We start from the raw sequence: 23,976 nt of genomic DNA on the forward strand, positions 1-23,976 counted from the left end.
TCTTAGATCCGGAGCGTCTTCAGCGGCTTGCCGCCATGAGTCAGGTTGACCATGGCGCGGGTCACCAGCAGGGCCGTGAACATCGAGGTCATGATCCCCAGCGACAGGGTCACCGCGAAGCCCTTGACCGGGCCGGTGCCGATGGAGAACAGGATCACCGCCACCAGCAGGGTGGTGATATTGGCATCGATGATCGAGGTGAAGGCGCGCTCGTAGCCGGCATGGATCGCTTGCTGCACCGAGAGTCCGCCCCGTAGCTCCTCGCGTATGCGCTCGAAGATCAGCACGTTGGCATCCACCGCCATGCCCAGGGTCAGCACGATACCGGCGATGCCGGGCAGGGTCAGGGTGGCGCCGAGCAGCGACATGGCGGCCACCAGCAGCATCAGGTTGATGGCCAGGGCCAGGTTGGCAATGATGCCGAACACCTTGTAGCGGATCAGCATGAACAGCACCACCAGCAGCAGGCCGATCATCACCGACATCACCCCGCGGTCGATGTTGTCCTGCCCCAGGCTCGGCCCGATGGTGCGTTCCTGGACGAAGTAGATGGGCGCCGCCAGGGAGCCGGAGCGCAGCAGCAGGGCCAGTTCCGCCGCCTCGGTGGGGGAGTCGAGGCCGGTGATGCGGAAGCTGTTGCCCAGTGCGCTCTGGATGGTCGCCAGGCTGATCAGGCCGCGTTCGGTGTAGGGATCGCGGACCACCACCTCTTCGCCATCTTCCAGCACCACCCGGTCACGGGTCTTGTGCTCGATGAAGAGCACCGCCATGTTGCGGCCGATATTGGTGCGGGTGGCGCGGTTCATCAGGGTGCCGCCGGTGCCGTCCAGGTTGATATTGACCTGGGGGCGGCCGTTCTCGTCGAAGCTGCGGCTGGCGCTGGAGACGCTGTCACCGGTGATGATGACGTCGCGCATCAGGTCGGCGCTGCGCGAAGGATCGTTGCGGAAGCTGAAACGCTCGGTCTCGGCGTCCGGGGTGTCCGGGCGCGCCTCGAGGCGGAACTCCAGGTTGGCGGTGGCACCCACCACCCGCTTGGCGGCGGCGGTATCCTGCACGCCGGGCAGCTCCACCACGATGCGGTTGGGGCCCTGGCGCTGCACCATGGGCTCGGCCACCCCCAGCTCGTCCACCCGGTTACGCAGGGTGGTGAGGTTCTGGTTGACGGCGTAGTCCTGGATCTCGTTGACCGCCTGGTCGGTGAGGCTCATGGCCAGGGCCGCACCACGACCGTTGCCGACGTTCTCGTAGTCGAAGTCGCGGAACTCGCGGCTGATCAGCCGGCGGGCGGTGTCGCGATCCTCGTCGTTGATGAACGACAGGGTCAGGGTGCGTCCCTCGATCTCGGTGCCGCGGTAGCGGATGCGCTCGCCGCGCAGCAGCTCGCGCATGGCGCTGGCGTTGACCTCGAGGCGCTGGGTCAGGGCCGCGTCCATGTCCACCTCGAGGAGGAAGTGCACGCCGCCGCGCAGGTCCAGGCCCAGGGTCATGGGGGAGGCGGCCAGGCTGGAGAGCCAGGCGGGGGTCGACTCGGCCAGGTTGATGGCCACCACCTGGTCGTCATCCACCAGGCCGGAGATGATCTCCCGGGCCGGTAGCTGGTCATCGGCGTGCAGCAGGCGAATCAGGGTGGTGTCGCCGCTCTGCTCGCTGGCCTTGACGGCGATGCCGGCCTCTTCCAGGGCGCGTTCGATGCGGGACAGGTGACGCTCGTCGAGGGCGATATCGCTGCGGGAGCTGCTGATCTGAACGGCGGGGTCTTCCGGATAGAGGTTGGGAAGGGCGTAGATCAGGCCGACGAGTAGAACCAGAAGTATAAGGAGATACTTCCACAGGGGGTAACGGTTGAGCATGCAAGCCCTGCCTTGTTGCTAACGCAAGAAATGGCGGATGCCGGGCGGGGGAAACCGCCCGGCGTGGCCGGGCGGTCGAGGATCAGATGGACTTGATGGTGCCCTTGGGCAGCACCGCCGCAACGGCGTTCTTCTGTACATTGACCTCGGTACCGTCGGCGACTTCCATGCTGATGAACTCGTCGTTCACCTTGGTGATACGACCCACCAGGCCGCCACCGATGACGATCTCGTCACCCTTGGAGAGGCCGCCGATCAGCTGCTTGTGCTGTTTGGCCCGCTTGGCCTGGGGGCGCCACAGCAGGAAGTAGAAGATCAGCACGAAGCCGACCAGCATCACGATCTGGGCGATACCGCCACCCGCGGCGGCGCCACCTTCGGCATGGGCCGGAGCGATGAGGAAATCCAGCATGGGTTAGTGTCTCCTGGACAGGTTGGAAATCGTATGCCGCGGGGAGTTCCCGCGGCGGGGGGCAAACTGCGCCGCCGGGTTATTGCGGAGCCTCGGGAACCGGCAGCCCCCGGCGCGCATAGTAGTCTTCCACGAAGTTCGCCAATGTACCCGCTTCGATAGCCCCGCGCAAACCGGCCATCAGGCGCTGATAGTGGCGCAAGTTATGGATCGTATTGAGCATTGAACCGAGCATCTCGCCGCAGCGATCCAGGTGGTGCAGGTAGGCCCGGGAGAAGTTCTGGCAGGTGTAGCAGTCGCAGTCCTCTTCCAGGGGGCGAGTGTCGTGGCGATGCTTGGCATTGCGGATCTTGACCGTGCCCTCGAAGGTGAAGAGGTGGCCGTTGCGGGCGTTGCGGGTGGGCATCACGCAGTCGAACATGTCGACGCCGCGGCGCACTCCCTCGACCAGATCCTCCGGCTTGCCCACGCCCATCAGGTAGCGGGGCTTGTCCTCCGGCATCCAGGTGGGCAGGTAGTCGAGGACCTTGATCATCTCTTCCTTGGGTTCGCCCACCGAGAGGCCGCCGATGGCCAGGCCATCGAAGCCGATCTCCAGCAGGCTGTCCAGGGAGCGGCGGCGCAGCGCCGGGTACATGCCGCCCTGGATGATCCCGAACAGCGCCGAGGGGGAGTCGCCATGGGCCTCCCGGGAACGCTTGGCCCAGCGCAGGGAACGCTCCATGGAGAGCTCGGCCTCCCGCTCGGTGGCCGGGTAGGGGGTGCACTCGTCGAAGATCATCACCACGTCGGAACCCAGGGAGCGCTGCACCGCCATGGACTCCTCGGGACCCATGAAGACCTTGGCGCCATCCACCGGCGAGCGGAAGTGCACGCCCTCCTCGGTGATCTTGCGCATCTCGCCCAGGGAGAAGACCTGGAAGCCGCCGGAGTCGGTGAGGATCGGCTTGTCCCACTGGGCGAAATCGTGGAGGTCGCCGTGGGCCTCGATCACCTCGGTGCCGGGGCGCAGCCAGAGATGGAAGGTGTTGCCGAGGATGATCTCGGCACCGATCTCCTTCACCGAGGCCGGGGTCATGCCCTTGACGGTACCGTAGGTGCCCACCGGCATAAAGGCCGGGGTCTCCACGGTGCCGCGGGGGAAGGTCAGGCGGCCACGCCGCGCCCGGCCATCGCTGGCCAGGTGCTCGAAGGTCATGAAGCAGTCGTTACGCATGGGAATCTCTACATAAAGGCAAGGGAGCTCAGGCGCTTCGGCGAGTCAGGAACATCGCATCGCCGTAGCTGAAGAAGGCGTAGCGCTCGTGCACCGCCTCCCGGTAGGCCGCCATCACGCTGTCATAGCCGGCGAAGGAGGAGACCAGCATCAGCAGGGTCGACTCCGGCAGGTGGAAGTTGGTGATCAGGCCGTCCACGCAGCGCCACTCATAGCCGGGATAGATGAAGATATCGGTGTCGCCCTGCAGCGGGGCGATCTCGCCGCCGGCGCTGGCGCTCTCCAGGCAGCGTACGCTGGTGGTGCCCACGGCGATCACCCGGCGGCCGGCGGCCTTGGCGGCACGCACCTGCTCGCAGACCGCCTCGCTCACCTCCACCCACTCGCTGTGCATCTGGTGCTCGCGGATATCGTCGGCGCGCACCGGCTGGAAGGTACCGGCGCCCACGTGCAGGGTGACGAAGGCGCTCTCCACGCCCTTGGCGGCGAGGCGCTCGAGCAACGGCTCATCGAAGTGCAGCCCCGCGGTGGGGGCGGCCACGGCACCGTCGCGGCGGGCATAGACGGTCTGGTAACGGTCGCGGTCGCTGAGTTCGTCATCGCGGGTGATATAGGGCGGCAGCGGCATATGGCCGTGGCGCTCGAGCAGCTCGATCATCGGCGTCTCGCCGAGGAAGCGCAGCTCGAACAGCGCCTCGCGACGCCCCTCCACCACCGCCCGGATGCCGCCCTCGAAATGCAGCTCGGTGCCCGGCTTGGGAGACTTGCTGGCGCGCAGATGGGCCAGGCCGCGATGGGCGTCCAGGGGCCGCTCCAGCAGCATCTCCACCTTGCCGCCGCTGGCCTTGTGGCCATGCAGGCGGGCGGGGATTACCCGGGTGTCGTTGAACACCAGCAGGTCGCCGGGAACCAGCAGCTCGAGCAGGTCGGGGAAACGGCGATGGGCCAGCTCGCCGCTGTCACCATCCACGCACAACAGACGACAGTCGCTGCGCTGCTCGGAGGGATAACGGGCGATCAGCTCCTCGGGGAGCTCATAGTGAAAGTCGGCGCGCTGCATGGCGGTTCGGGCTCGTTCGGCTCGGTGGCAGGGAGTGAGACTCGGGCGCCGGGCGCCCGGAAAAAACGCGCCCTAGGATACCCTGTCCTGACCGGCAAGTCAGGCCGTCCGGCGCATTCTCGATTGACCTGCCCGGCCCGCTGCGTATAATGCCACGCCGTTGCCGGTGTGGCGGAATTGGTAGACGCAGCGGATTCAAAATCCGCCGGGTGCAAGCCCTTGTCGGTTCGAGTCCGACCACCGGTACCACTTGAAAAACAGTCGCTTACGAGCGGCTGTTTGCGTTTACCCCCTCCCTGTTTTTAGTGCGTGGTCGCGGTTGAGCCGCAGATGGCTGCATTCGGGCGTGGCAGCCTGGCTGCAAATTGATGCTCCTTCCTAGCTGTCAGCGTAGTTGTCACCTAGCCGGATGATGGTGATCAAGATGCGCTAATGACAAAAAGCCCTGGCCGAAGGGCCAGGACTTTGTCAGCAATCTGAACTCCCGCCGTGGCGAGGCTAGTCGGTATTCTTGTCGTCTTCAGAAGCTGGCTGGGCGCCTTTCGTCGCTTGCTGCCTAGCTGCTAGTCCTTCTAGCACACGAGGGGCAACAAACAGGGCGACCATGCCAAACAGATCCAAAGCCCCGATGATGCCGGCTACCCAAGGGCTGAAAGGTGCAATGATGGCTGCGGCCAGGAGGCCAGAAAGTGCAATCGTCAGGCCGTAGCGCTGACCCCGCTTGTCCTTCTCGATAGCGCCATTCAGTCCGGCTTTCTGCATGTCATGGGTATGCTTCTGGTCATCCACGGCCATCTGCAAGATGACCTTGCGAGTCGGCTCGTCATAGGCGTTGAACTGCTCGGCATGGGGCAGAGGGCCGCTGTACATGGTCTGCTGCTGCCGAAATGCCAGCATCTGGTGAGGTGGCTCGTCCTCTACCAGCATGTCAGCCAGGGCTTCTTGCTGGCTGGGAGTCAGTTGCCCACTCTTCAACCCTTGAACCAGAGCATCGGCATCTGCTTCGGGCTCAAGGTACTCCTCGACTGCCTGTGCCTCCGGATCCCTTCCGGAGGCTTCGCTAGCCTTTGTACCGGATTCCGGTTCGGTGCCCTGTGGTTTCTGGCTCTCATTCCTCATGACTTAGCTTCTCGTACCCTTTGAGAGCCTTACGCAAATGATTGCCGGTATTTTGCCAGTGCTGGCCGATACGCTGTTGCGGCGTACCTTTCGGCATGTGCTCGATGTAGTTGCCAGTGGGCCAAATTTCCATCACAGAGCCTACCGTCTGGATCGTGCGGCTGGTCTGGACGTGAATACGCATGCTTCGACTCCTCGAAATCTCTATCGCTGTGCCGGACAAAGATCACAGGCGGATGTGCTATGCATTATGCGATAGCAAATCTTCAACCTCCAGTTGAGTTCTCATACCGATGATGCCGTAATCAAGGCGACCAGTATTCATTTCCACGCCCTGGCGCTTCACGTCTCCTGAAGGGGTGACAAGAGTGGCAGGGCGCGGCACCTCCATGCTGATAGTCGTCGCCGACCATTACTCTGTGGATGGCTCGGTACCTAGGCGTATTCTCGACCCGGCCAGCCCGTTTCGCGGTTGGTTTCCGCCTTCCCCTGAGTCATGCTGGTTCCCGTTGGCGGCCTAGTGCCGTGAATTCATCGGGCAGGGGAGGTACCCATGGGAGTCAAGACCTTCGCCGGGTTGCTGATCGGCCTGGGCGTGGTGCTGCTGGTAGTCGGCTGGTGGGCCTGGAATCCGGTGGGCTTCGTGGGGGCGGTGCTGATCGCGCTGGGTGCCGTGGTGCGTATGACGCGCCCCCGCGACGGGGAGTCCCGCTGAGGGCGTCCGGCTATCGGAGGGGCTGTCAAAGCCCCTCGCAAAGGCTTATGATGCGCTGAATTCACAGTCCTTCGCCCGCTTGCGGGCGGAGGGCTGTTTTCGTTGGACGGTCGGTTTTTCGTCCATAGAGCGTTGACCGGCCTGTAGGAGGCACCATGTCGTCACGTCCCGCCATTATCATCAACCGTCTCGATGCCGAGCGCCTGCAGCGGCTGATCGATGCCGCCAGCGACAAGGACCTGCCGGTGGCCGAGTCCCTGGAGGAGGAGCTGACCCGGGGCGAAGTCATCGACCCGGAGGATATCCCCGAGGATGTGGTCAGCATGAATAGCCAGGTGCAGTTCACCGACCTGAACCGCAACAAGCAGATGATTCGTACCCTGGTCTATCCTCATGCCCTGGCCGCCACCGAGGATGGCCTCTCGGTGATGGCGCCCATCGGCGCGGCCCTGCTGGGCCTGCGTATCGGCGATATCATCGACTGGCCGCTGCCGGACGGCAGCGAGATCAAGCTGCGTATCGATGCCATCTTCTGGCAGCCGGAGCGCGAGGGGCAGTTCCATCGCTGAGCCTGGCGGGGGAGGGCGCGCCAGCCCCGGTCTTGGTAGGCTTGGAGTACCGCGTTCGCGTCAATAATTCGAGGGAGGAGAGGGCAGGATGCCATTGTCACTGTGGTTGTCATTGGCGGCGGTCTGCGCCATGGGGGCGGTCTCGCCGGGGCCCAGCCTGGCCCTGGTGCTGCGCCATACCCTGGGCGGCGGCCGTGCCCCGGGAGTGACCGCCGCCATCAGCCATGCCCTGGGGGTGGGGTTCTATGCGCTGCTCACCGTCTGGGGCCTGGGCGCCCTGGTGGCCCGCCAGCCGGCGCTGTTCCAGGCGATCACCTGGCTGGGGGCGGCCTACCTGGCCTGGTTGGGCATCAAGGCGCTGCGCGCCGGGCGCGGCGCCGCCCTGGCCGCCGAAGGCGTGGCCACCACGCCGCGCCAGGCGGCCCGGGAGGGGCTGTTGGTGGCCCTGGGCAACCCCAAGCTGATCCTCTTCTTCGTGGCCCTGCTGAGCCAGTTCGTCAGCCCCGAGATGTCGGTAGCGGCCAAGGCGCTGATCGTCGCCACCGCCATGATCATCGACGGTGGCTGGTACGCCCTGGTGGCGGTGGGCCTCTCCCATGGCCGGGTGCTGCCCTGGTTGCAGGCCCGGGCTCACTGGATTCACCGCCTTACCGGAGTGCTGCTGCTGGGCCTGGCGATACGCGTGATCTGGGGGCCCCTCTAGCAGTCTGTCGGGTTTGACCGATCGTCACGAGAACCACGGGTTTCGAGTCAAATTTATCGATCGATTGAGGCGAATAGCGGGCTATTTAACGAAATGGATCGAATGAAGTTGGCCGAAAGTCCGGGATTCGCAGCCGATTAGCGTTAAGTCCGACAGACTGCTAGCGCCACCCCGCGTTGACGCCCCGCCTGGCACTCCGGCCCGCCCCTGTTAGGCTTAGGCTGATATAGCGAGCCTATCCCGGGAGAGAAGGGCATGACGTCGACGCATCCCAACGAGGCGGCGGTGCTGGACAGCGACCAGGACGTGGCCGCCTCCCTCTCCCTGCAGCTGCATACCCTGGGTATTCGTGCCCGCTACTATCGGAGCCGCCAGCGCCTGCTGGAGGAGCTGGATCGGCGCCGTCCGCAACTGGTGGTGCTGGCCCTGGAGCCGGGACGCATCGACGGCATCGCCGTGCTGCGCGACCTGGCCAGGCTCGGCTATGTGGGCGCCGTGCTGCTGCTCAGCGGCGTCGAGCGCAAGGTGGTACGCATCGCCGAGCGGGTCGGTCGCACCCTGGGGCTGCTGATGCTCGATTCCCTGCCCAAGGCCTTTCGCCTGGCGGAGCTGCGCCAGCGTCTCGATGGCCTGCACCCCTTGCCCCGAAAGCGCTGTCGGACGGAGGCGGGAGTCGCTCCGCGTATCGGTGAAGAGATCGAGCGAGCCCTGACCCAGGGCGAGTTCCTGGTCTACTACCAGCCCCAGCTGGAGCTGGCCGGTCAGCGCATCAGCGGCGTCGAGGCCCTGGTGCGCTGGCGGCATCCCCGGCGAGGCCTCCTGGTGCCGGGACAGTTCCTGGGTGCCATGGCGCCCGAGCAGTACCGCCGCCTGACTCGCTGCATGCTGATGGGGGTGATGGCCGACGCGGTACTCTGGCCGGCCCTGCAGGGGCTCGACAGCATCTCGGTGAACGTGACCCCCGAGGAGCTGATGAGCGAGGAGCTGCTGCTGATGATGGAGGAGCTTCGCGCCGGCCTGGCCAAGGCGCCGCCCCTGGTGCTCGAGGTGACCGAGACCGCGGCCATGGACGACGAGCTGCTGGGGGGCGAGGTGGCGGCGCGGCTGCACCTGCACGGCCTGGAGCTGGCCATCGATGACTTCGGGGTGGGGTTCTCCTCCCTGGCCCGGCTACAGATGCTGCCGGTCAGCGAGCTGAAGCTGGATCGCAGCTTCGTCAGCCACCTCCAGGAGGAGCCCCTGGATGCCGCCATCGTCGAGGCGGTGGCCCTGCTGGGACGGCGCCTGGGCATCCGGGTGGTGGCGGAGGGAGTGGAATCCCTTGGCACCCTGGAAGCCCTGGCCCGCTATGGCTGTACCCACGCCCAGGGCTATGCCCTGGCTCCGCCCATGCCGGCGGCAGCCCTGGCGGGCCTGTTGACCCGCCGTGCGGGGTAAGGCCGTTACGGCTCAGTGGTGATGGTGGTGATGCGCATCCGCGGCCTCGCTGCCCACCGCGGCCTCTTCCACCCAGACCTCGACCTCGACGCTATCGCGCTCGGCGAACTCCAGGGTCAACGGGAAGCGCTGGCCCACGCTGAGGGGCGCCTCCAGATTGATCAGCATGAGGTGCTTGCCGCCGCCGGGACGCATGGTCAGGGTCTCGCCGGGCGCGATCTCGAAGGCCTCGAGCTTGCGCATCACCATGCGGTCGTCCTCCATGGTCATGTCGTGCAGTTCCACCACCTCGCTGACCGGGCTACTGGCGCCGATCAGCCGCGCCGGGCGCTCCCCCTCGACACCGATATCCAGGTAGGCGGCGCCATTCGGCGCCCCCGGCGGGGTGGGGGTGGCGAAGGGGTGGGCGATGCGCAGGTCGTCGTGGTGGAAGTCGTGGGCCAGGGCCGGCAGGGCAACGGCGGCCAGGCCGGCGGCGAGGGCGAGGCGGCGAAGCGAAACTGCGAACATGATGCATCCTTGTCGTTTAGCGAGGCGTTTAGCTTAGTCGTGGCCGGCACTCAGCCAAGGTGACGCTTTGTCGCACTCAGGGGAGGGGCAGTCGGTCGAGGATCGGCGCCAGGGCCAGGTCGGCGGGCAGGCAGCCGTAGGCGGGGCTGGCCTCGCCCAGGCGGCTGCGACAGAAGCCCTCGGCCACTGCCGGTGGGCCCTGGGTCAGCAGCAGCGCCGCCTGGGTGGCCTGGGCCAGGCGTTGGGTCAGCCAGCGGGCCCGGGGCTCCAGTGCCTCGGCGGGGCCGGCCAGTGCCCGATGGATCTCCTCGAGGGCGCGATCATAGTCGCCCTGCCGGCCCCTGGCCTTGGCCAGCAGGGCGAGCAGCGCCTCCAGGCTCCGGGGGTGGCGGGTCATGACCCGCAGCAGGTCCAGGCAGATCACGTTGCCGGACCCCTCCCAGATGGAGTTGACCGGCGCCTCCCGGTAGAGCCTGGCCAGGGGCGACTCCTCCACATAGCCGATGCCGCCCAGGCACTCCATGGCCTCGGCCATGAAGCCGGGGCCGCGGCGGTTATGCCAGTACTTGGCCAGGGTCGGCAGCAGCCGCGCCAGGGCTGCCTCCTCGGCGTCGCCGGCGGCGGCGTCGAAGGCCCGGGCGGCGCGCAGGCCGAGCACCACCCCGGCCTCCACCTCCAGGGCCAGGTCGGCGATCACCGCGCGCATCAGCGGCTGCTCCGCCAGGCGCTGGCCGAAGGCGTGACGGTTGCAGGCATGCTGCCAGGCACACACCAGGGCCTGGCGCATCATGCCCACCGGGGCGATGGCGGCATCGAGGCGGGTCTGCTGGACCATCTCGAGGATGGTGGCGATGCCGCGGCCCGGGTCGCCCACCGGCAGGGCCCAGGCGCCCCGGTACTCGATCTCCGCCGAGGCATTGGCGCGATTCCCGCACTTCTCCTTGAGGCGCTGCAGTTCGATGGCATTGCGCGCACCATCGAGGGTGAAGCGGGGCACCAGGAAGCAGCTCAGGCCCTCGCTCTGCTGGGCCAGGGTCAGGAAGCCGTCGGACATGGGGGCGCTGCAGAACCACTTGTGGCCGGTGAGGCGGTAGCCGTCGCCGTCGCGCTCGGCCCGGGTGGTGTTGGCGCGCACGTCGCTGCCGCCCTGCTTCTCGGTCATCGCCATGCCCAGGGTGGCGGCGGCCTTGTCGGCCAGGGGCAGGGCGCGGCCATCGTAGTCATGGGCCAGCAGCTTGGGCTGCCACTCGGCGAGGACCTCGGGGGCTTGGCGCAGGGCGGGCAGGGCGGCATGGGTCATGGTGATCGGGCAGCAGAAGCCCGGTTCCGCCTGGGTCAGCAGATAGAGGGCCGCCACATGGGCCTGATGGCCGCCGCGACCCTCTTCCCGCCAGGCCACGGCGTGCCAGCCGCCGCGGCAGGCCAGCGCCATCAGCCGATGATAGGCCGGCGGGTAGCGCACCTCGTCCAGGCGTCGCCCGTGGCGGTCGAAGAGGCGCAGCTCCGGCGGGTGGCGGTTGGCCTCCTCGCCCCAGGCCTGTACCTCGCGGCTGCCTACTGCCTGGCCCAGTGGCGCCAGGCGCTCGGCGACCCAGGCCGGGGCCTCGCGGCTCAGGGTCTCGCGCAGCGGCAGGTCGTCGGCGAAGGCGTCCCGGTCGTCGTCCGGGGGCGGCTGATTCTCGACCCGATGGCTGGCCAGGGTCTCGCGGGGCGAAAAATCGCGCATGGGGAGTCTCCCGAGAAGGCATGCCTTGAGCATGGGCAGGCGCCAGCGGTGCGGTCAAACTCGCGGTCGCGTTCTGGCCCTATGGACGGGGACTGAGTAGGCTGAGGGGAGATCCACAGGAGAGTCCGATGACCGCCGATATCGCTTCGACCCTGGCCCTGCCCGAGCCGGTGATCGCCGATGAGTCCATTCAACTGGTAGATGCCCGTAATCGCCCCTGTGGCAGCGCCCCCCGGGCACTGATGCGACGCTTCCGCTTCTGGCACCGGGCCACCTATGTGGTGGTGCGCAATGCCCGGGGCGAGCTCTGCGTGCAGCGCCGTACCCTGACCAAGGAGGTCTTTCCCGGTCACCTGGACCTGGCCGCCGGGGGCGTGGTGGGGGCCGGCGAGGCGGAGCATGTCGCCGCCCGCCGCGAGCTCGCCGAGGAGCTGGGCATCCGCGGCGTGCCGCTGCGCGCCTGTGGCGGCTTCCGCTACGTGGAAGGCGGGCACCATATCTTCGGCAGCCTCTTCCTGGTGCACTACGACGGCCCCCTGATCCTCCAGGCGGAGGAGGTGGCGGAGGCCTTCTGGCTGCCCCTGGGCGAGGCCCTGGCCCTGGACTCGGTGACCCCGGACACCCGCTGCGCCATCGAGGCGTTGCGGTGCCGTGGCTGGCTGGAGTCGCCCGCATGAATCGCCCCCTGCCGCCGCCACTGAGCGAGGCGCGCCTGGCCCGGGTGGTCGAGGCCCTGTCTCGGGTGGTGCGCGGCAAGCCCCGGGAGGTGCGCCTGGCGCTCTGCTGCCTGCTGTGCCGGGGGCACCTGCTGATCGAGGACCTGCCGGGGCTGGGCAAGACCACCCTGGCCCAGGCCCTGGCCCGGGTCACCGGCCTGGCGATGCAGCGCATCCAGTTCACCAGCGACCTGCTGCCGGCGGATGTCCTGGGGGTCTCGGTGTTCGACCCCCGGGATGCCAGCTTCCGCTTCCATCCCGGCCCCATCTTCCACGGCCTGGTACTGGCCGACGAGATCAACCGCGCCACCCCCAAGACCCAGAGCGCCCTGCTCGAGGCCATGGAGGAGGGCCAGGTCACCATCGAAGGCGAGACCCGTGCCCTGCCGGATCCGTTCTTCGTCATCGCCACCCAGAATCCCCAGGAGCAGTCGGGCACCTTCCCGCTGCCGGAGTCGCAACTGGATCGCTTCCTGATGCGCCTCTCCCTGGGCTATCCGGATGCCAGGGCGGAACGCGAGATCCTCAAGGGCGAGGCGGGGCGGGGGCGTCTCGATGAACTCGCCGCCCTGCTCGACGCCGAGACCCTGCGCGGCTGGCAGGCGCGGGTCACCGAGGTCCACGCCTCCGATAACCTGCTCGACTATGTGCAGGCCCTGGCCAAGGCCAGCCGCGAGCACGCCGAGCTGCCCTGGGGGCTCTCCACCCGGGGCGTGCTGGCGCTGCTCCACGCGGCCCGCGGCTGGGCCCTGCTGGAGGGGCGCGATCATGTGCTGCCGGAGGACGTCCAGGCGGTCTGGGTGCCGGTGGTGGGCCACCGCTTCAGTGAGGCGCGCCGGGAGGAGGGCGAGGGCCTGGCCTGGCAGCTGCTCACCGCGGTACCGGTGCTGGGCTAGCCATGGCGCGGGATATGGCCTCCCGGGGGGGCTGGCGGCAGCGCTGGCGGCATCGCCTGGCCACCCGCCAGGGGCAGCCGCTGCATCAGCGCCGCCTCTTCCTGCTGCCCACCGCCTTCGGCCTGGGCTGGGCCGCTTTGGTACTGGTGCTGCTGCTGTTCGGTATCAACTACCAGAACAACCTCGCCTACGGCCTCGCCTTCTGGCTCTTCGCCATCGCCCTGGTGGCGCTGTGGCGGGGCTGGCGTAACCTGCACGGCATCCGCGTCACCCTGCGCCCACCCCAGGAGGTCTTCGCCGGAGGCGAGGCGCGCCTGGGGGTGCATCTCCAGGCGCCCCGACCCCGCCAGGGCATCCAGCTGCGCCTGGGGGGCGACCCGGTGACCTGTGTGATCGAGCACGGCGAGGGCCAGGCCCAACTGACCCTGCCGGCGGCGCACCGCGGCTGGCAGCCCTTGCCGCTGTTGCGCCTGCACAGCGACTGGCCCCTGGGGCTGGTGCGGGTACTGGCCTGGGTGGTGCCCGGCGACCCGCTGCTGGTCTATCCGGCCCCCCTGGACGAGGCGTCCCGCGCCACTCGGGACGAAGGGGAGGGGCAGGAGGAGCGCGACTTCAGCGGCTTGCGCCGCTATGTGCCCGGCGATAACCCGTCCCGACTGGCCTGGAAGCAGTGGAGCCGCACCGGCATGCTGGCCACCAAGCAGTTCAGCCGGCCACCGCGGCGGGTGCTGTGGCTCGATTATGACGAGGCGCCGGGGGACCCCGAGCGTCGCCTCGCCTGGCTATGTGCCCGGGTGCTGGCCCATCACCGGGCCGGCGATGCCTATGGCCTGCGCCTGCCCGGGGTGACCCTGGCCCCGGACGGCGGCGATGCCCAGCGCCGTCGCGCCCTGCGCGCCCTGGCCCTATGGGGACAGACCCCGGAGGTGACCCCATGAGCGCGGCTCCAGAGGTACTCCCATGAGCGCGGCCCCGGTGGTGCTGGCGGATGGCCGCTCCCTGTCGGCGGCCATGCTGCGTCAGCTGTTTATCGGCCAGTGTCTGGTGGTGGCCCTGCACCTGGCCTGGATGCCGCCCTGGCTGCTGGGGGTGGCCCTGGCCGCCGCCAGCTGGCGCTACCTGCAGCTGCGTGACCGGGTGCCCCGGGCCAGTATCCTGCTGCGCCTGACCGCGGTGGTCGGCGTGCTGGCGGCGCTCTGGGTGGAGTTCGGCAGCCTGCATGGCATGGATAGCCTGATCGGCGTGCTGCTGGGCATCTACCTGCTCAAGCTGCTGGAGACCCACAATCGTCGCGATGCCCGGGTGGTGATCTGCATCGGCTTCGTGGCCATGACGGTGGCTTTCCTCCATGACCAGGGGGTGCTGATGACTCTGGGGGCCCTGGTGGCGTCGGTCTGGCTGCTGCAGTCCCTGGTGGGCCTGGCCGGGGCCGCCCAGCCCGCGAGCCGCTGGCGCGAGACCCTGTGGCTGGCGGGACTGTCGCTGCCGCTGATGGTGGTGCTCTTCCTGGGCTTCCCGCGCCTCGGACCGCTATGGAGCATGCCGCAGACGGAGCGCGCCGCCACCGGCCTCACCGAGGAGATCGCCCCCGGTGATATCGCCGAGCTCTCGCGCAGTGCCGCCCGCGCCTTCCGGGTGCGCTTCGAGGGGCGCGAGCCGCGCCCCGACGAGCGTTATTGGCGGGTCTATACCCTGTCGCGCTTCGATGGCGAGCGCTGGTCGCGGTTGACCCCGGCGGAGCTGGCCCAGTCCCTGGGCCGGACGGAGGAGAGCCTGGCGGTGGCGGCCACCCGCTCGCCCTTCGCCGAAGGCGCACCGACGCGTTTTCGCACCGAGCTGCTGCTGGAGCCGGATAGCCGCCCCTGGCGCCCCTCGCTAGGGACGCCCCTGGCCAGCGACGTGCGCCAGCGTTACCTCCCCGATGGCACCCTGGAAGGGCTGGAGCCCCTGGCCGGGCGCAGCCTGCTGCGCCTGGCCAGCAGCGGCGAGGCCCCGAGCCATGCCGACCCCGCGGGGCCGGCCTGGTACACCCGGCTGCCCGAGGGCACCAACCCGCGCAGCCAGCGTCTGGCCCGGCAGCTGTGGCAAGCGGCGGACGGCGATCCCCAGGCCTATCTGGCGGCGCTGATGGCGCGCTTCGGCGAGGCCCCCTTCCGCTATACCCTGGCCCCGCCGCGGCTCACCGGCCGCGACCGGGTCGATGAGTTCCTCTTCGAGTCCCGGGCCGGCTACTGCACCCACTACGCCTCCGCCACCGCGGTGATGGCCCGGGCGGTGGGGATTCCGGCGCGAATCGTGGTGGGTTTCCTGGGCGGCGAGCGTCACCCCGACGGGTACTACACGGTGCGTGACTACGACGCCCATGCCTGGACCGAGGTGTGGATCGACGGTGCCTGGCGGCGCCTCGACCCCACCGCCGCCATCGCCCCGGAGCGCATCGAGGAGGGGCCCCAGGCGGTGAATGACGCCGACCAGGCCTACCTGGCCAATGCGCCCTTCTCGCCGCTGCGGCTGCGGGAGGTGAACTGGCTCAATCAAATGCGCCTGGAGTGGGAGCGCCTGGAGTACCGATGGCAGCGCGGGGTGGTGGGCTATCAGCAGCAGCGCCGGGAGGCCGTGCTGGCCCGGCTGCAGCAGTGGTGGGGCGAGGCCTGGGCCCGTTTCACCTCGGGCCTGCGTGGCCCACTGCTGTTGGTGCTGCTGGTGGGGCTAAGCGGGGGTATTGCCCTGGCGCTGCGCCGGGGCTGGCCGCGCTGGCGGGCGCGCCATCATGAAGCCTTGCTGATACGCCGCCTGCAGGCCTGGCTGGCACGGCGTGGCCAGGGGGCGCATCCCGGCGAATCGCCGGCGGCCCATCTGCGCCGGGTGGCGGCCCTGGGGCTGGCGCCGGCTCCCCTGGACGAGGCGGCCCGGGCCTACGAACGCCTGGCCTATGCGCGATTGAGCGAGGCGGAGCGCCGTCAGCGCCGGGAGCAGCTGGCCGGGGCTTGTCGGCGTATTAGGCACCAGTGGCCACGCCGCTAGCTCGATTGCTTAAATTCAGGCATGAAAGAGGGGCGCTGGGGGCAGGGCGGAGCGGGGGTTTTTTGCCAGGGAAGGCAAAAGTAGCGCCCAGGGAGGGGTTCACAGCGCCCCGCGACGGTCTGTCCCCAGGATAGCCCCGGGACTCAACAGGGTAAGAAGGCCGAGATCTCTGGGCAAGGGTGGCATCCCCTGCGGTGACATGGCATCTTGGAATCTCTTGAACAGCGGGCCTGCGGCATGTCGCTCTACGATATCGATTGCCATACCCACCTCGGCGAACCCTTCAACCTGCGCGCCCTGCGCGGCCAGGTGCTGTTGATCACCAACGTGGCCAGTCGCTGTGGCTACACGCCCCAGCTCGAGGAGCTGGAGGCCCTCTATCGGCGCTATCACGATCAGGGCCTGATGGTGCTGGGCTTTCCCTGCAACCAGTTCGCTCGCCAGTCGCCGGAGTCGGCCCGTGACTTCTGCGCCTTCTGTGCCCGGGAGTACCGGGTCACCTTCCCGCTGATGGAGAAGGTCAAGGTCAATGGCCCCGGGGCCCATCCGCTGTTTCTCGAGTTGCGGCGTCAGGCGCCGGGGATGCTGGGCAGCACCCTGATCAAGTGGAACTTCACCAAGTTCCTGGTGGGCCGCGACGGCCGGGTGCTGGCGCGCTTCGCGCCCCGGGACGGCCAACGGGTGATTCGCCCCGCCCTGGAGCGGGCCCTGGAGAGCCCCTTTACCACCGGCTAGTCGGCCCGCTCGGCGTCCAGTGCCGCCTCGTCCTGAGCCAGCTGCACCCGCATCATCAGCTCCTGCCAGCGGTGGCGGGTCATCATGGTGGTCAGCCCCGAGAAGAGCGCCCAGCATTGGCGTCGCCAGCCGATCAGGCGGCGGTTGTGGGCCACCAGTTGACGCAATAGCCGCTCCTCGTTGAAGGCGCGCCACTCCCCGGCCACCGACATCTGATGCCGCGACAGCACCGGCGCCAGCTCCAGGCGGAAGATCCACTCCAGCTGCTTGAAGGTGAGGCCGCTACGCTGGATCACTCCCACCATGCGGGCATAGTCCCGCTCGCCGGGCTCCCGATCGAGCCACAGCGGCGCCAGCGTCAACCAGAGTTCGCGGCGCTCCTCGACCAGTGTGTTGATATCCATCCTGACGTACCTGCTAAACGGTGCGCCCGTCGGGCGCCTTGCCGGCATCTTCGTTCATCTGGCCGCCGCTCTCAAGGGCGGACAGCCCGGCGGCGAGTCGGTAGAATGTCGGCACCACTCGGCGTGGCCGGCAGACGGCCGCGAAGGATCGAACAGCAAGAAGTCGAGGTCAGTCGTGATCATCAAACCCAAGGTTCGCGGTTTTATCTGCACCACCACCCATCCCGTCGGCTGCGAGCAGAACGTGCTCGAGCAGATCGAGGCAACCCGCGCCCGGGGCCTCGATAAGGCCGCCGGTCCCAAGAAGGTGCTGGTGATCGGCGCCTCCAGCGGCTACGGCCTGGCGGCCCGCATCACCGCGGCCTTCGGCTATGGCGCCGACACCCTGGGGGTGTTCTTCGAGAAGCCCGGTACCGAGAAGAAGCCCGGCACCGCCGGCTGGTACAACTCCGCCGCCTTCGACAAGTTCGCCAAGGCCGAGGGCCTCTACAGCAAGGCGATCAACGGCGACGCCTTCTCCCATGAGGTCCGGGCCAAGGCCATCGAGCTGATCAAGGAAGACCTCGGCCAGGTCGACCTGGTGGTCTACTCCCTGGCCTCGCCGGTGCGCAAGCTGCCCGACAGCGGCGAGCTCAAACGCTCCAGCCTCAAGCCGATCGGCGAGACCTACCGCGCCACCGCCATCGACACCAACAAGGACGCCATCATCGAGGCCGAGGTGGAGCCCGCCACCCAGGAGGAGATCGAGGACACCATCACCGTGATGGGCGGCGAGGACTGGGAGCTGTGGATCGACGCCCTGGACAAGGCCGGCGTGCTGGCCCCGGGGGCCCGCAGCGTGGCCTTCAGCTATATCGGCACCGAGATCACCTGGCCGATCTACTGGCACGGGGCGCTGGGCAAGGCCAAGGAGGACCTGGATCGCGCCGCCGGCGAGATCGACCGTCGCCTGGCCGCCTCCGGTGGCGGCGCCAACGTGGCGGTGCTCAAGTCGGTGGTCACCCAGGCCAGCGCCGCCATCCCGGTGATGCCGCTGTATATCGCCATGGTCTACCAGGTGATGAAGGCCCAGGGCCTCCACGAGGGCACCATCGAGCAGCTCAACCGCCTGTTCGGTGAACGCCTCTATGCGGGACAGGGCGGCGACATGACCACCGACGAGGCGGGGCGCCTGCGCCTCGACGACTGGGAGCTGCGCGACGACGTCCAGCAGGCCTGCAAGGCGCTCTGGCCCCAGGTGACCACCGAGAATCTCTTCGAGATTACCGACTATGCTGGGTATAAGCATGAATTCCTGAAGCTCTTCGGCTTCGAGCGCGACGACGTGGATTATGAGGCCGACGTCGATCCGGTGGCGGAATTCGATGTGATCAGCGTCTGACCAGCGCCTCGGCGCCGGTCGGCAAGTGCAACTGGCGCGGAGGCTCGCGATGGATACTCGTGAAAGCAAGACCCCGGAAGAGGAACGTCAGCACCTCAAGGAAGTCAGGCAGCCGGAGGATTACAGCAACCCCGAACCCGACGAGGACCAACCCGAGGCCCGGGAGTCGGCCCATGGCGTGCACCGGGTCCTGCTGATCGCCATCCTGGTGGGTATCATCGCGGTGGGCTTCTTCCTCTTCGGTCGCTGATCTCCGTCGCCGGCCGCCCCAAGGGGCGGCCTTTGTCTTTCCGGGACGGCTTTTTCTCTCGGCTCGTCCCGCCGCTTTCCCCCCCGTGGCAATTGGGTAAGATGGTGGGTTCCGCGATCGGAGTCTGCCCATGCACGATGCCCCCTTTTCCAGCGCCAACCTCGGACACCCCCGCCGCGTGGGGGCGGTGATGCTGCCGGGTTTCTCGCTGATGGCCCAGGCCTGTGCCCTGGAGCCTCTGGCGGTGGCCAATCAGCTCGCCGGGCGACGCCTCTACGAGCTGCATAGCTTGGGCCTGGATACCCGGGAGGTGGGCAGTGCCGCCGAGGTGGCGATACTGCCCGGCGAGCGCTTCGACGCGCTGGACGCGGCCCCGGACCTGCTGCTGGTCTGTGCCCCCTCGCCCCTGGCGGGTAGCCTGGCGCCCTCCCTCGAGGAGTGGCTGCGGCGGCTGGCGCGGGGAGGGGTGGTGCTGGGCGGCATCGCCGGTGGCGCCGAGGTGCTGGCCCGGGCCGGGGTGCTGGACGGCTACCGCGCGACCCTGCCCTGGCAGCGCTTCGACGCCTTCGCCCGGGACTACCCCCGGGTGCGGCTCTCCCATCAGTTGTTCGAGATCGACCGGGATCGCCTGACCTGTGGTGGCGGCACCGCCGCCATGGACATGATGATGACCCTGGTCGGCATGCAGCATGGCCAGCCCTTGGCCGAGGCGGTCTCCGAGCACTTCGTGCTGGAGCGCATCCGCATGGCCGACGAGCCCCAGCATGTGCCGCTGCGCTCGCGGCTGGGCCACGCCCCCCAGAGCCTGATCGATGCGGTGACCCTGATGGAGGCCAATATCGAGGAGCCCCTGACCACCCACGAGCTGGCCGAGCACCTGGGGATCTCCCGGCGCCAGCTGGAGCGGCTGTTCAAGAAGTACCTGCAGGCGGTGCCCAGCCGCTACTACCTCAACCTGCGCCTGCAGCAGGCCCGTAAGCTACTGCGGGAGAGCGATCAGGCGGTAGGCGAGATCGCCCTGCAGACCGGCTTCTCCTCCGGCGCTCATTTCTCCACCGCCTACCGCAATCACTTCGGCATGACGCCCCGGGAAGAGCGCCTTACCGCCTGAGGCTCGGCTTGCCGGGCCTAGTCGTCGTTCTCGCCTGACGGAGGATCGGCCTTGCGGGCCCGCAGGGCGCGGAACAGCGTGCCCATCAGCACCGGCCGGTCGGCCTCGATCACGAAGCCGGCGGTCTCCAGCAGCGGCCGGGCCTGGCGGGTGATATCGGTGGCGATGGCGCGGGTCACCAGGTTGAGGGCGCGCCGCCCCAGGCCGGCGGGGCGGTCATCGGCCTGGAACTTGTCCATCACCGCCAGCCGGCCCGAGTCGCGCAGTACCCGATGGGCCTCGGCGAGCCCCCGTTCCGGGGCCGGCATCACCGCCAGGATCAGGTGCATCACCACCACGTCGAAGTGCCGGTCCGGGTAGTCCAGGTCGGCGGCATCCATCACCCGGCAGTGCACCTTCCGGCCCAGCGCCTCGGCGCGGCGGGCGATTCGTCGTACCATGGCCGGCGACAGGTCGGTGGCATGCACCTCGGCGTCCTCCGGCAGCCAGGGCAGGTCGAGGCCGGTACCGGCCCCCACCAGCAGTACCCGGGCCCGGGGCGGCCACGTCAGCTGCGCCAGGGCCTCTTGGCGCGGCCGCCGGAAGGCACGTTCGGCCAGCGCATCGTAGATCGGCGCATAGAGGCCGTAGCGCAGGCGATTCCAGGTGGTGGCATCGAACATTCCGCACCTCGTCATCTTGGGCCGCGCCCAACCGCTTTTGATAATTCGCCGTCCCATCGATGAAAGCTTCCTTGGGCTGGCGTCCCTATACTCCCATGATCGAGCATTCCCACAGGATGGAGAAGACCATGAGCTATACCCCGACTCGCAGCGACTTCGACCAGTACATGGTGCCCAACTACGCCCCCCAGCAGGTGATTCCGGTGCGTGGCGAGGGCAGCCGCCTGTGGGACCAGCAGGATCGCGAGTACATCGACTTCGCCGGCGGGATCGCCGTCAACGCCCTGGGTCACTGCCACCCGGTGCTGGTGGAGGCCCTCAAGGCCCAGGCCGACAAGCTCTGGCACCTCTCCAACGTCTACACCAACGAGCCGGCCCTGGCCCTGGCCAAGTCCCTGGTGGAGCGCACCTTCGCCGACAAGGCCTACTTCTGCTCCTCCGGCGGCGAGGCCAACGAGGCGGCCCTGAAGCTGGCGCGGCGCTGGGCCCATGACACCCATGGCGCCCACAAGGACAAGATCATCTCCTTCCGCCAGTCCTTCCACGGCCGCACCTTCTTCACCGTCAGCGTCGGTGGCCAGCCCAAGTACTCCCAGGGCTTCGGCCCGGTGCCCGGCGGCATCCTCCACGCCGAGTTCAACGACCTGGAGAGCGTTCGCGCGCTGGTCGGCGACGACACCTGCGCCATCATGGTCGAGCCGATGCAGGGCGAGGGCGGCATCGTGCCGGCCACCCCGGCCTTCCTCCAGGGCCTGCGCGACCTCTGTGATGCCCACGACGCCCTGCTGATCTTCGACGAGGTGCAGACCGGCGTCGGCCGTACCGGCAAGCTCTACGCCTACATGAACTATGGCGTCACCCCGGACATCCTGACCACCGCCAAGTCCCTGGGCGGCGGCTTCCCGGTGGGCGCCATGCTGACCACCGACAAGGTGGCGCCGTCCCTGGCCATCGGCACCCACGGCTCCACCTATGGCGGCAACGCCCTGGCCTCCGCCGTGGCCCTGGCCGCCGTGGAAACCATCGACACCCCCGAGGTGCTGGGCGGCGTCGAGGAGCGCCACGCCCTGTTCCGCGAGCTGCTCGAGGCGATCAACCGCAAGCACGGCATCTTCAAGGAAGTGCGCGGCATGGGCCTGCTGATCGGCGCCCAGATGGCCGATGCCTGGGAAGGCCGCGCCAAGGACATCCTGCCGCTGGCCATCGAGGAGGGCGTGATGGCCCTGATCGCCGGCCCCAATGTGCTGCGCATGGCGCCCTCCCTGGTGATCCCCGAGGCGGACATCCGCGAGGGCATGGCGCGCCTGGAGCGTGCCATCGACCGCCTCGTCGCCCAGGGATGAGGTCGCCCATGCCCGCGCATCAATCCTTGCCCCCTGGAGGACTCGCCATGCTGGTCGTACGCCCCGTGCGGCCGGCGGACCTGCCGGCCCTGGAGCGGCTGGCGGGCTCCGCCACGCCGCGGCTGACCAACCTGCCGGCCCATCGCGACCGGCTGGAGGAGCGCATCACCCGCTCGCAACGCGCCTTCGGCCGCGAGGTCGATTTCCCGGGTGACGAGCACTACACCTTCGTGATCGAGGATCGCGAGCGCGGCGAGGTGGTGGGTACCGCCACCATCCGCGCTCAGGCGGGGGCCAACGAGGCCTATTACACCTACCGCCAGGAGACGCTGATCCACGCCTCCCAGCAGCTCAACGTGCGCCGCGAGGTGCAGACCCTGTCGCTCTCCCACGAGGTCTCCGAGGCGACCCTGCTGTGTGCCCTCTCCCTGGACGAGCGCTACAAGGGCACCAGCGCCGAGAGCCTGCTGCGCCGGGCGCGGCTGATGTTCATCGCCCAGTACCCGGAGCGCTTCGCCGAGATCCTGGCGGTGGCCTTCCCCGGCTACCTGGATGCCGAGGGCGAGTCGCCGTTCTGGAACAGCGTGGGCAATCACTTCTTCGCCCGGGGCTACCAGGACATCAACCATATCGCCGGGGTGCGCTCGAAGAGCTTTATCGCCGAGGTGATGCCGCAGTTCCCGCTCTACCTGCCGCTGCTCACGCCCCAGGCGCGGGCCGCCATCGGCCGCGAGCACCCGGCCCACGAGACGCCCATGCAGGAGATGCTGGCGGAGGGCTTCGTGCGCTCCCGCCATGTGGATATCTTCGATGCCGGCCCGGTGATCAAGGGCGAGCGGGAGCGTCTGGAGACCTTCCGTCGCGCCGCCTGGCACCCGGTGCGGGTGCGCCCGGCGGCCAGCCTGCCGGACGCCGAGCCGGCGATGATCGCCAACCAGAAGCTGGGCGAGTTCCGCTGCGTGGTGGCCCGCTACGCGCTCTCGCCCACCGGCCAGCTGATGCTGTCGCCGGAGCACGCCGAGGTGCTCGGCGTGGAGGAAGGTCGTGCGGTACTGGTGGCACCCCTGGCCCTGCCCGCCGTGGATGACGTCTATGACGAGGGAGAGCTGTGATGCGTATTCGCCCCATCGCCCGTGATGACCTGGACGGCCTCCAGGCCCTGGCCCAGCAGACCGGGGTCGGCTTCACCTCGCTGCCCGACAACCGCGACTTCCTGGCCGGCAAGATCGAGGCCGCCGCCAGCGCCTTCGAGGAGCGCACCCCGGTGGACGACCGCCTCTACTTCTTCGTCCTCGAGGACGAGGCGAGCGGCGAGCTGGCCGGTTGCTGCGCGGTGGTCGGCCAGGTGGGCCACGATGCCCCCTTCTACAACTACCGGTTGGGGACCCTGGCCCACTCCTCGGTGCAGCTCGACCTGCACCGCACCATCGATACGCTCTTCCTGAGCTCCGATCACACCGGCGACGCCGAGGTCTGTTCGCTGTTCCTGCGCCCCGAGTACCGCAAGGATCGCAACGGCACCCTGCTCTCCAAGGCGCGCTGGCTGTTCATGGCGCAGTTCCGCGACCGCTTCCCGGACAAGGTGCTGGCGGAGATGCGCGGGCGCTTCGACGAGAACGGCATCAGCCCCTTCTGGCAGTGCCTGGGCAGCCACTTCTTCCCCATGGACTTCAACGAGGCGGATCGCCTCACCGGCCTGGGGCAGAAGAGCTTTATCGGCGAGCTGATGCCCAAGTTCCCCATCTACACCCCCTTCCTCAGCGAGGAGGCCCGGGACTGCATCGGCCAGGTTCACGAGCACACCCGCCCGGCCCTGGAGATGCTCAAGAAGGAAGGGCTGCGCTGGGAAGGCTATATCGACATCTTCGACGGCGGCCCCACCGTGGAGGCCTACCTGGATGACGTGCGCGCGGTGCGTAACTCGCGACTCTGTCAGGTGGAAGTGGTCGCCCGGGCCGAGAGCAGCGAGCGCCCCGGCTGGCTCGCCTCCAGCACCTCCATGCTGGACTTCCGCGCCGGCTGGGTGGGCCGCGGCCCCAACGCCGACGATGTCATCGTATTGACCGAGGAGGAGTCGCGTCGACTGGGTGTCGGCGCGGGCGATTCCCTCCGCTTACTCGAGACTTAGGAGAAA

25 protein-coding genes and 1 tRNA gene are annotated in these 23,976 nt (G+C 68.4%); 16 read left to right on the forward strand and 10 right to left on the reverse strand.

All coding sequences use genetic code 11. The features are described from left to right. Positions 1-2: 2 nt before the first annotated feature. From secD to queA, 4 genes are all read right to left on the reverse strand, one after another. The gene (secD, locus tag IHD13_RS08800; RefSeq protein ID WP_195860670.1) at positions 3-1,853 is read right to left on the reverse strand and encodes a protein translocase subunit SecD; all 1,851 of its coding nucleotides are present in this window, start codon (positions 1,851-1,853) and stop codon (positions 3-5) included. Between the two features lie 82 nt (positions 1,854-1,935). Further along, positions 1,936-2,265 (reverse strand): preprotein translocase subunit YajC, encoded by a 330-nt coding sequence (gene yajC, locus IHD13_RS08805; protein ID WP_195860671.1) that lies wholly within the window; start codon positions 2,263-2,265, stop codon positions 1,936-1,938. Positions 2,266-2,344: 79 nt separating this feature from the next. After that, the gene (tgt, locus tag IHD13_RS08810; RefSeq protein ID WP_195860709.1) at positions 2,345-3,463 is read right to left on the reverse strand and encodes a tRNA guanosine(34) transglycosylase Tgt; all 1,119 of its coding nucleotides are present in this window, start codon (positions 3,461-3,463) and stop codon (positions 2,345-2,347) included. A gap of 46 nt (positions 3,464-3,509) precedes the next feature. Next, positions 3,510-4,541: a tRNA preQ1(34) S-adenosylmethionine ribosyltransferase-isomerase QueA gene (queA, locus tag IHD13_RS08815; RefSeq protein WP_195860672.1), complete on the reverse strand. Its 1,032-nt coding sequence runs from the start codon at positions 4,539-4,541 to the stop codon at positions 3,510-3,512. A gap of 162 nt (positions 4,542-4,703) precedes the next feature. Between queA and IHD13_RS08820 the strand changes: the two genes are divergently transcribed. Next, positions 4,704-4,790 (forward strand) — tRNA-Leu (locus IHD13_RS08820). Positions 4,791-5,039: 249 nt separating this feature from the next. Here the strand turns inward: IHD13_RS08820 and IHD13_RS08825 are convergent. Beyond that, entirely contained in the window at positions 5,040-5,660 is a 621-nt protein-coding gene (locus IHD13_RS08825; RefSeq protein ID WP_230086218.1) for a hypothetical protein, read from the reverse strand. Further along, positions 5,650-5,844 (reverse strand): hypothetical protein, encoded by a 195-nt coding sequence (locus IHD13_RS08830; protein ID WP_195860673.1) that lies wholly within the window; start codon positions 5,842-5,844, stop codon positions 5,650-5,652. Before IHD13_RS08830 ends, IHD13_RS08825 begins: the two co-directional genes overlap by 11 nt. Before the next feature lie 369 nt (positions 5,845-6,213). Here IHD13_RS08830 and IHD13_RS08835 point away from each other — a divergent pair, with 369 nt between their 5' ends. From IHD13_RS08835 to IHD13_RS08850, 4 genes are all read left to right on the forward strand, one after another. Next, positions 6,214-6,375: a hypothetical protein gene (locus IHD13_RS08835; RefSeq protein WP_195860674.1), complete on the forward strand. Its 162-nt coding sequence runs from the start codon at positions 6,214-6,216 to the stop codon at positions 6,373-6,375. Positions 6,376-6,530: 155 nt separating this feature from the next. Continuing rightward, on the forward strand, positions 6,531-6,944 hold the full coding sequence (gene rnk, locus IHD13_RS08840) for a nucleoside diphosphate kinase regulator (protein ID WP_195860675.1): 414 nt from the start codon (positions 6,531-6,533) through the stop codon (positions 6,942-6,944). Positions 6,945-7,032: 88 nt separating this feature from the next. Next, complete coding sequence (locus IHD13_RS08845) at positions 7,033-7,647, forward strand: LysE family translocator (RefSeq protein WP_195860676.1); 615 nt, start codon at positions 7,033-7,035, stop codon at positions 7,645-7,647. A 255-nt stretch (positions 7,648-7,902) separates the two neighbouring features. Continuing rightward, positions 7,903-9,084 (forward strand): EAL domain-containing response regulator, encoded by a 1,182-nt coding sequence (locus tag IHD13_RS08850; protein WP_195860677.1) that lies wholly within the window; start codon positions 7,903-7,905, stop codon positions 9,082-9,084. A gap of 12 nt (positions 9,085-9,096) precedes the next feature. Here IHD13_RS08850 and IHD13_RS08855 read toward each other — a convergent pair whose 3' ends face one another. Beyond that, positions 9,097-9,594 (reverse strand): copper chaperone PCu(A)C, encoded by a 498-nt coding sequence (locus IHD13_RS08855; RefSeq protein ID WP_195860678.1) that lies wholly within the window; start codon positions 9,592-9,594, stop codon positions 9,097-9,099. A 76-nt stretch (positions 9,595-9,670) separates the two neighbouring features. Further along, positions 9,671-11,320 (reverse strand): acyl-CoA dehydrogenase family protein, encoded by a 1,650-nt coding sequence (locus IHD13_RS08860; RefSeq protein WP_195860679.1) that lies wholly within the window; start codon positions 11,318-11,320, stop codon positions 9,671-9,673. A 128-nt stretch (positions 11,321-11,448) separates the two neighbouring features. Here IHD13_RS08860 and IHD13_RS08865 point away from each other — a divergent pair, with 128 nt between their 5' ends. The 5 genes from IHD13_RS08865 (at position 11,449) to IHD13_RS08885 (ending at position 16,691) form a co-directional block, all read left to right on the forward strand. Then, the gene (locus tag IHD13_RS08865) at positions 11,449-11,997 is read left to right on the forward strand and encodes an NUDIX hydrolase (protein ID WP_195860680.1); all 549 of its coding nucleotides are present in this window, start codon (positions 11,449-11,451) and stop codon (positions 11,995-11,997) included. Then, positions 11,994-12,932, forward strand: coding sequence for an AAA family ATPase (locus IHD13_RS08870; RefSeq protein WP_195860681.1), 939 nt, complete (start codon positions 11,994-11,996; stop codon positions 12,930-12,932). Before IHD13_RS08865 ends, IHD13_RS08870 begins: the two co-directional genes overlap by 4 nt. A gap of 2 nt (positions 12,933-12,934) precedes the next feature. After that, a complete protein-coding gene (locus IHD13_RS08875) occupies positions 12,935-13,870 on the forward strand; it encodes a DUF58 domain-containing protein (protein ID WP_195860682.1) in 936 nt (311 codons plus the stop codon). Positions 13,871-13,892: 22 nt separating this feature from the next. Next, positions 13,893-15,956 (forward strand): DUF3488 and transglutaminase-like domain-containing protein, encoded by a 2,064-nt coding sequence (locus tag IHD13_RS08880; protein WP_195860683.1) that lies wholly within the window; start codon positions 13,893-13,895, stop codon positions 15,954-15,956. Positions 15,957-16,193: 237 nt separating this feature from the next. Next, positions 16,194-16,691: a glutathione peroxidase gene (locus IHD13_RS08885; protein WP_195860711.1), complete on the forward strand. Its 498-nt coding sequence runs from the start codon at positions 16,194-16,196 to the stop codon at positions 16,689-16,691. Here the strand turns inward: IHD13_RS08885 and IHD13_RS08890 are convergent. Then, on the reverse strand, positions 16,688-17,095 hold the full coding sequence (locus tag IHD13_RS08890) for a DUF7079 family protein (RefSeq protein WP_195860684.1): 408 nt from the start codon (positions 17,093-17,095) through the stop codon (positions 16,688-16,690). The genes IHD13_RS08885 and IHD13_RS08890 overlap by 4 nt on opposite strands. A gap of 175 nt (positions 17,096-17,270) precedes the next feature. Between IHD13_RS08890 and fabV the strand changes: the two genes are divergently transcribed. From fabV to IHD13_RS08905, 3 genes are all read left to right on the forward strand, one after another. Continuing rightward, positions 17,271-18,476, forward strand: coding sequence for an enoyl-ACP reductase FabV (gene fabV / locus IHD13_RS08895; RefSeq protein ID WP_195860685.1), 1,206 nt, complete (start codon positions 17,271-17,273; stop codon positions 18,474-18,476). Between the two features lie 49 nt (positions 18,477-18,525). Then, on the forward strand, positions 18,526-18,726 hold the full coding sequence (locus IHD13_RS08900; RefSeq protein WP_195860686.1) for a hypothetical protein: 201 nt from the start codon (positions 18,526-18,528) through the stop codon (positions 18,724-18,726). A 130-nt stretch (positions 18,727-18,856) separates the two neighbouring features. Next, on the forward strand, positions 18,857-19,837 hold the full coding sequence (locus IHD13_RS08905) for a GlxA family transcriptional regulator (RefSeq protein ID WP_195860687.1): 981 nt from the start codon (positions 18,857-18,859) through the stop codon (positions 19,835-19,837). A 17-nt stretch (positions 19,838-19,854) separates the two neighbouring features. Here IHD13_RS08905 and IHD13_RS08910 read toward each other — a convergent pair whose 3' ends face one another. Next, entirely contained in the window at positions 19,855-20,499 is a 645-nt protein-coding gene (locus tag IHD13_RS08910; RefSeq protein ID WP_195860688.1) for a class I SAM-dependent methyltransferase, read from the reverse strand. Between the two features lie 128 nt (positions 20,500-20,627). Here IHD13_RS08910 and IHD13_RS08915 point away from each other — a divergent pair, with 128 nt between their 5' ends. The 3 genes from IHD13_RS08915 to astA are packed head-to-tail and all read left to right on the forward strand — an operon-like array spanning position 20,628 to position 23,970. Then, a complete protein-coding gene (locus IHD13_RS08915) occupies positions 20,628-21,842 on the forward strand; it encodes an aspartate aminotransferase family protein (RefSeq protein WP_195860689.1) in 1,215 nt (404 codons plus the stop codon). A gap of 47 nt (positions 21,843-21,889) precedes the next feature. Beyond that, complete coding sequence (locus IHD13_RS08920; RefSeq protein ID WP_195860690.1) at positions 21,890-22,954, forward strand: arginine N-succinyltransferase; 1,065 nt, start codon at positions 21,890-21,892, stop codon at positions 22,952-22,954. Continuing rightward, positions 22,954-23,970, forward strand: a complete 1,017-nt coding sequence (gene astA, locus IHD13_RS08925) for an arginine N-succinyltransferase (protein ID WP_195860691.1) — start codon at positions 22,954-22,956, stop codon at positions 23,968-23,970. Before IHD13_RS08920 ends, astA begins: the two co-directional genes overlap by 1 nt. Positions 23,971-23,976: the final 6 nt, after the last annotated feature.

The sequence above is a fragment of the Halomonas sp. 328 genome, assembly GCF_015645095.1.
Lineage (GTDB): Bacteria > Pseudomonadota > Gammaproteobacteria > Pseudomonadales > Halomonadaceae > Bisbaumannia.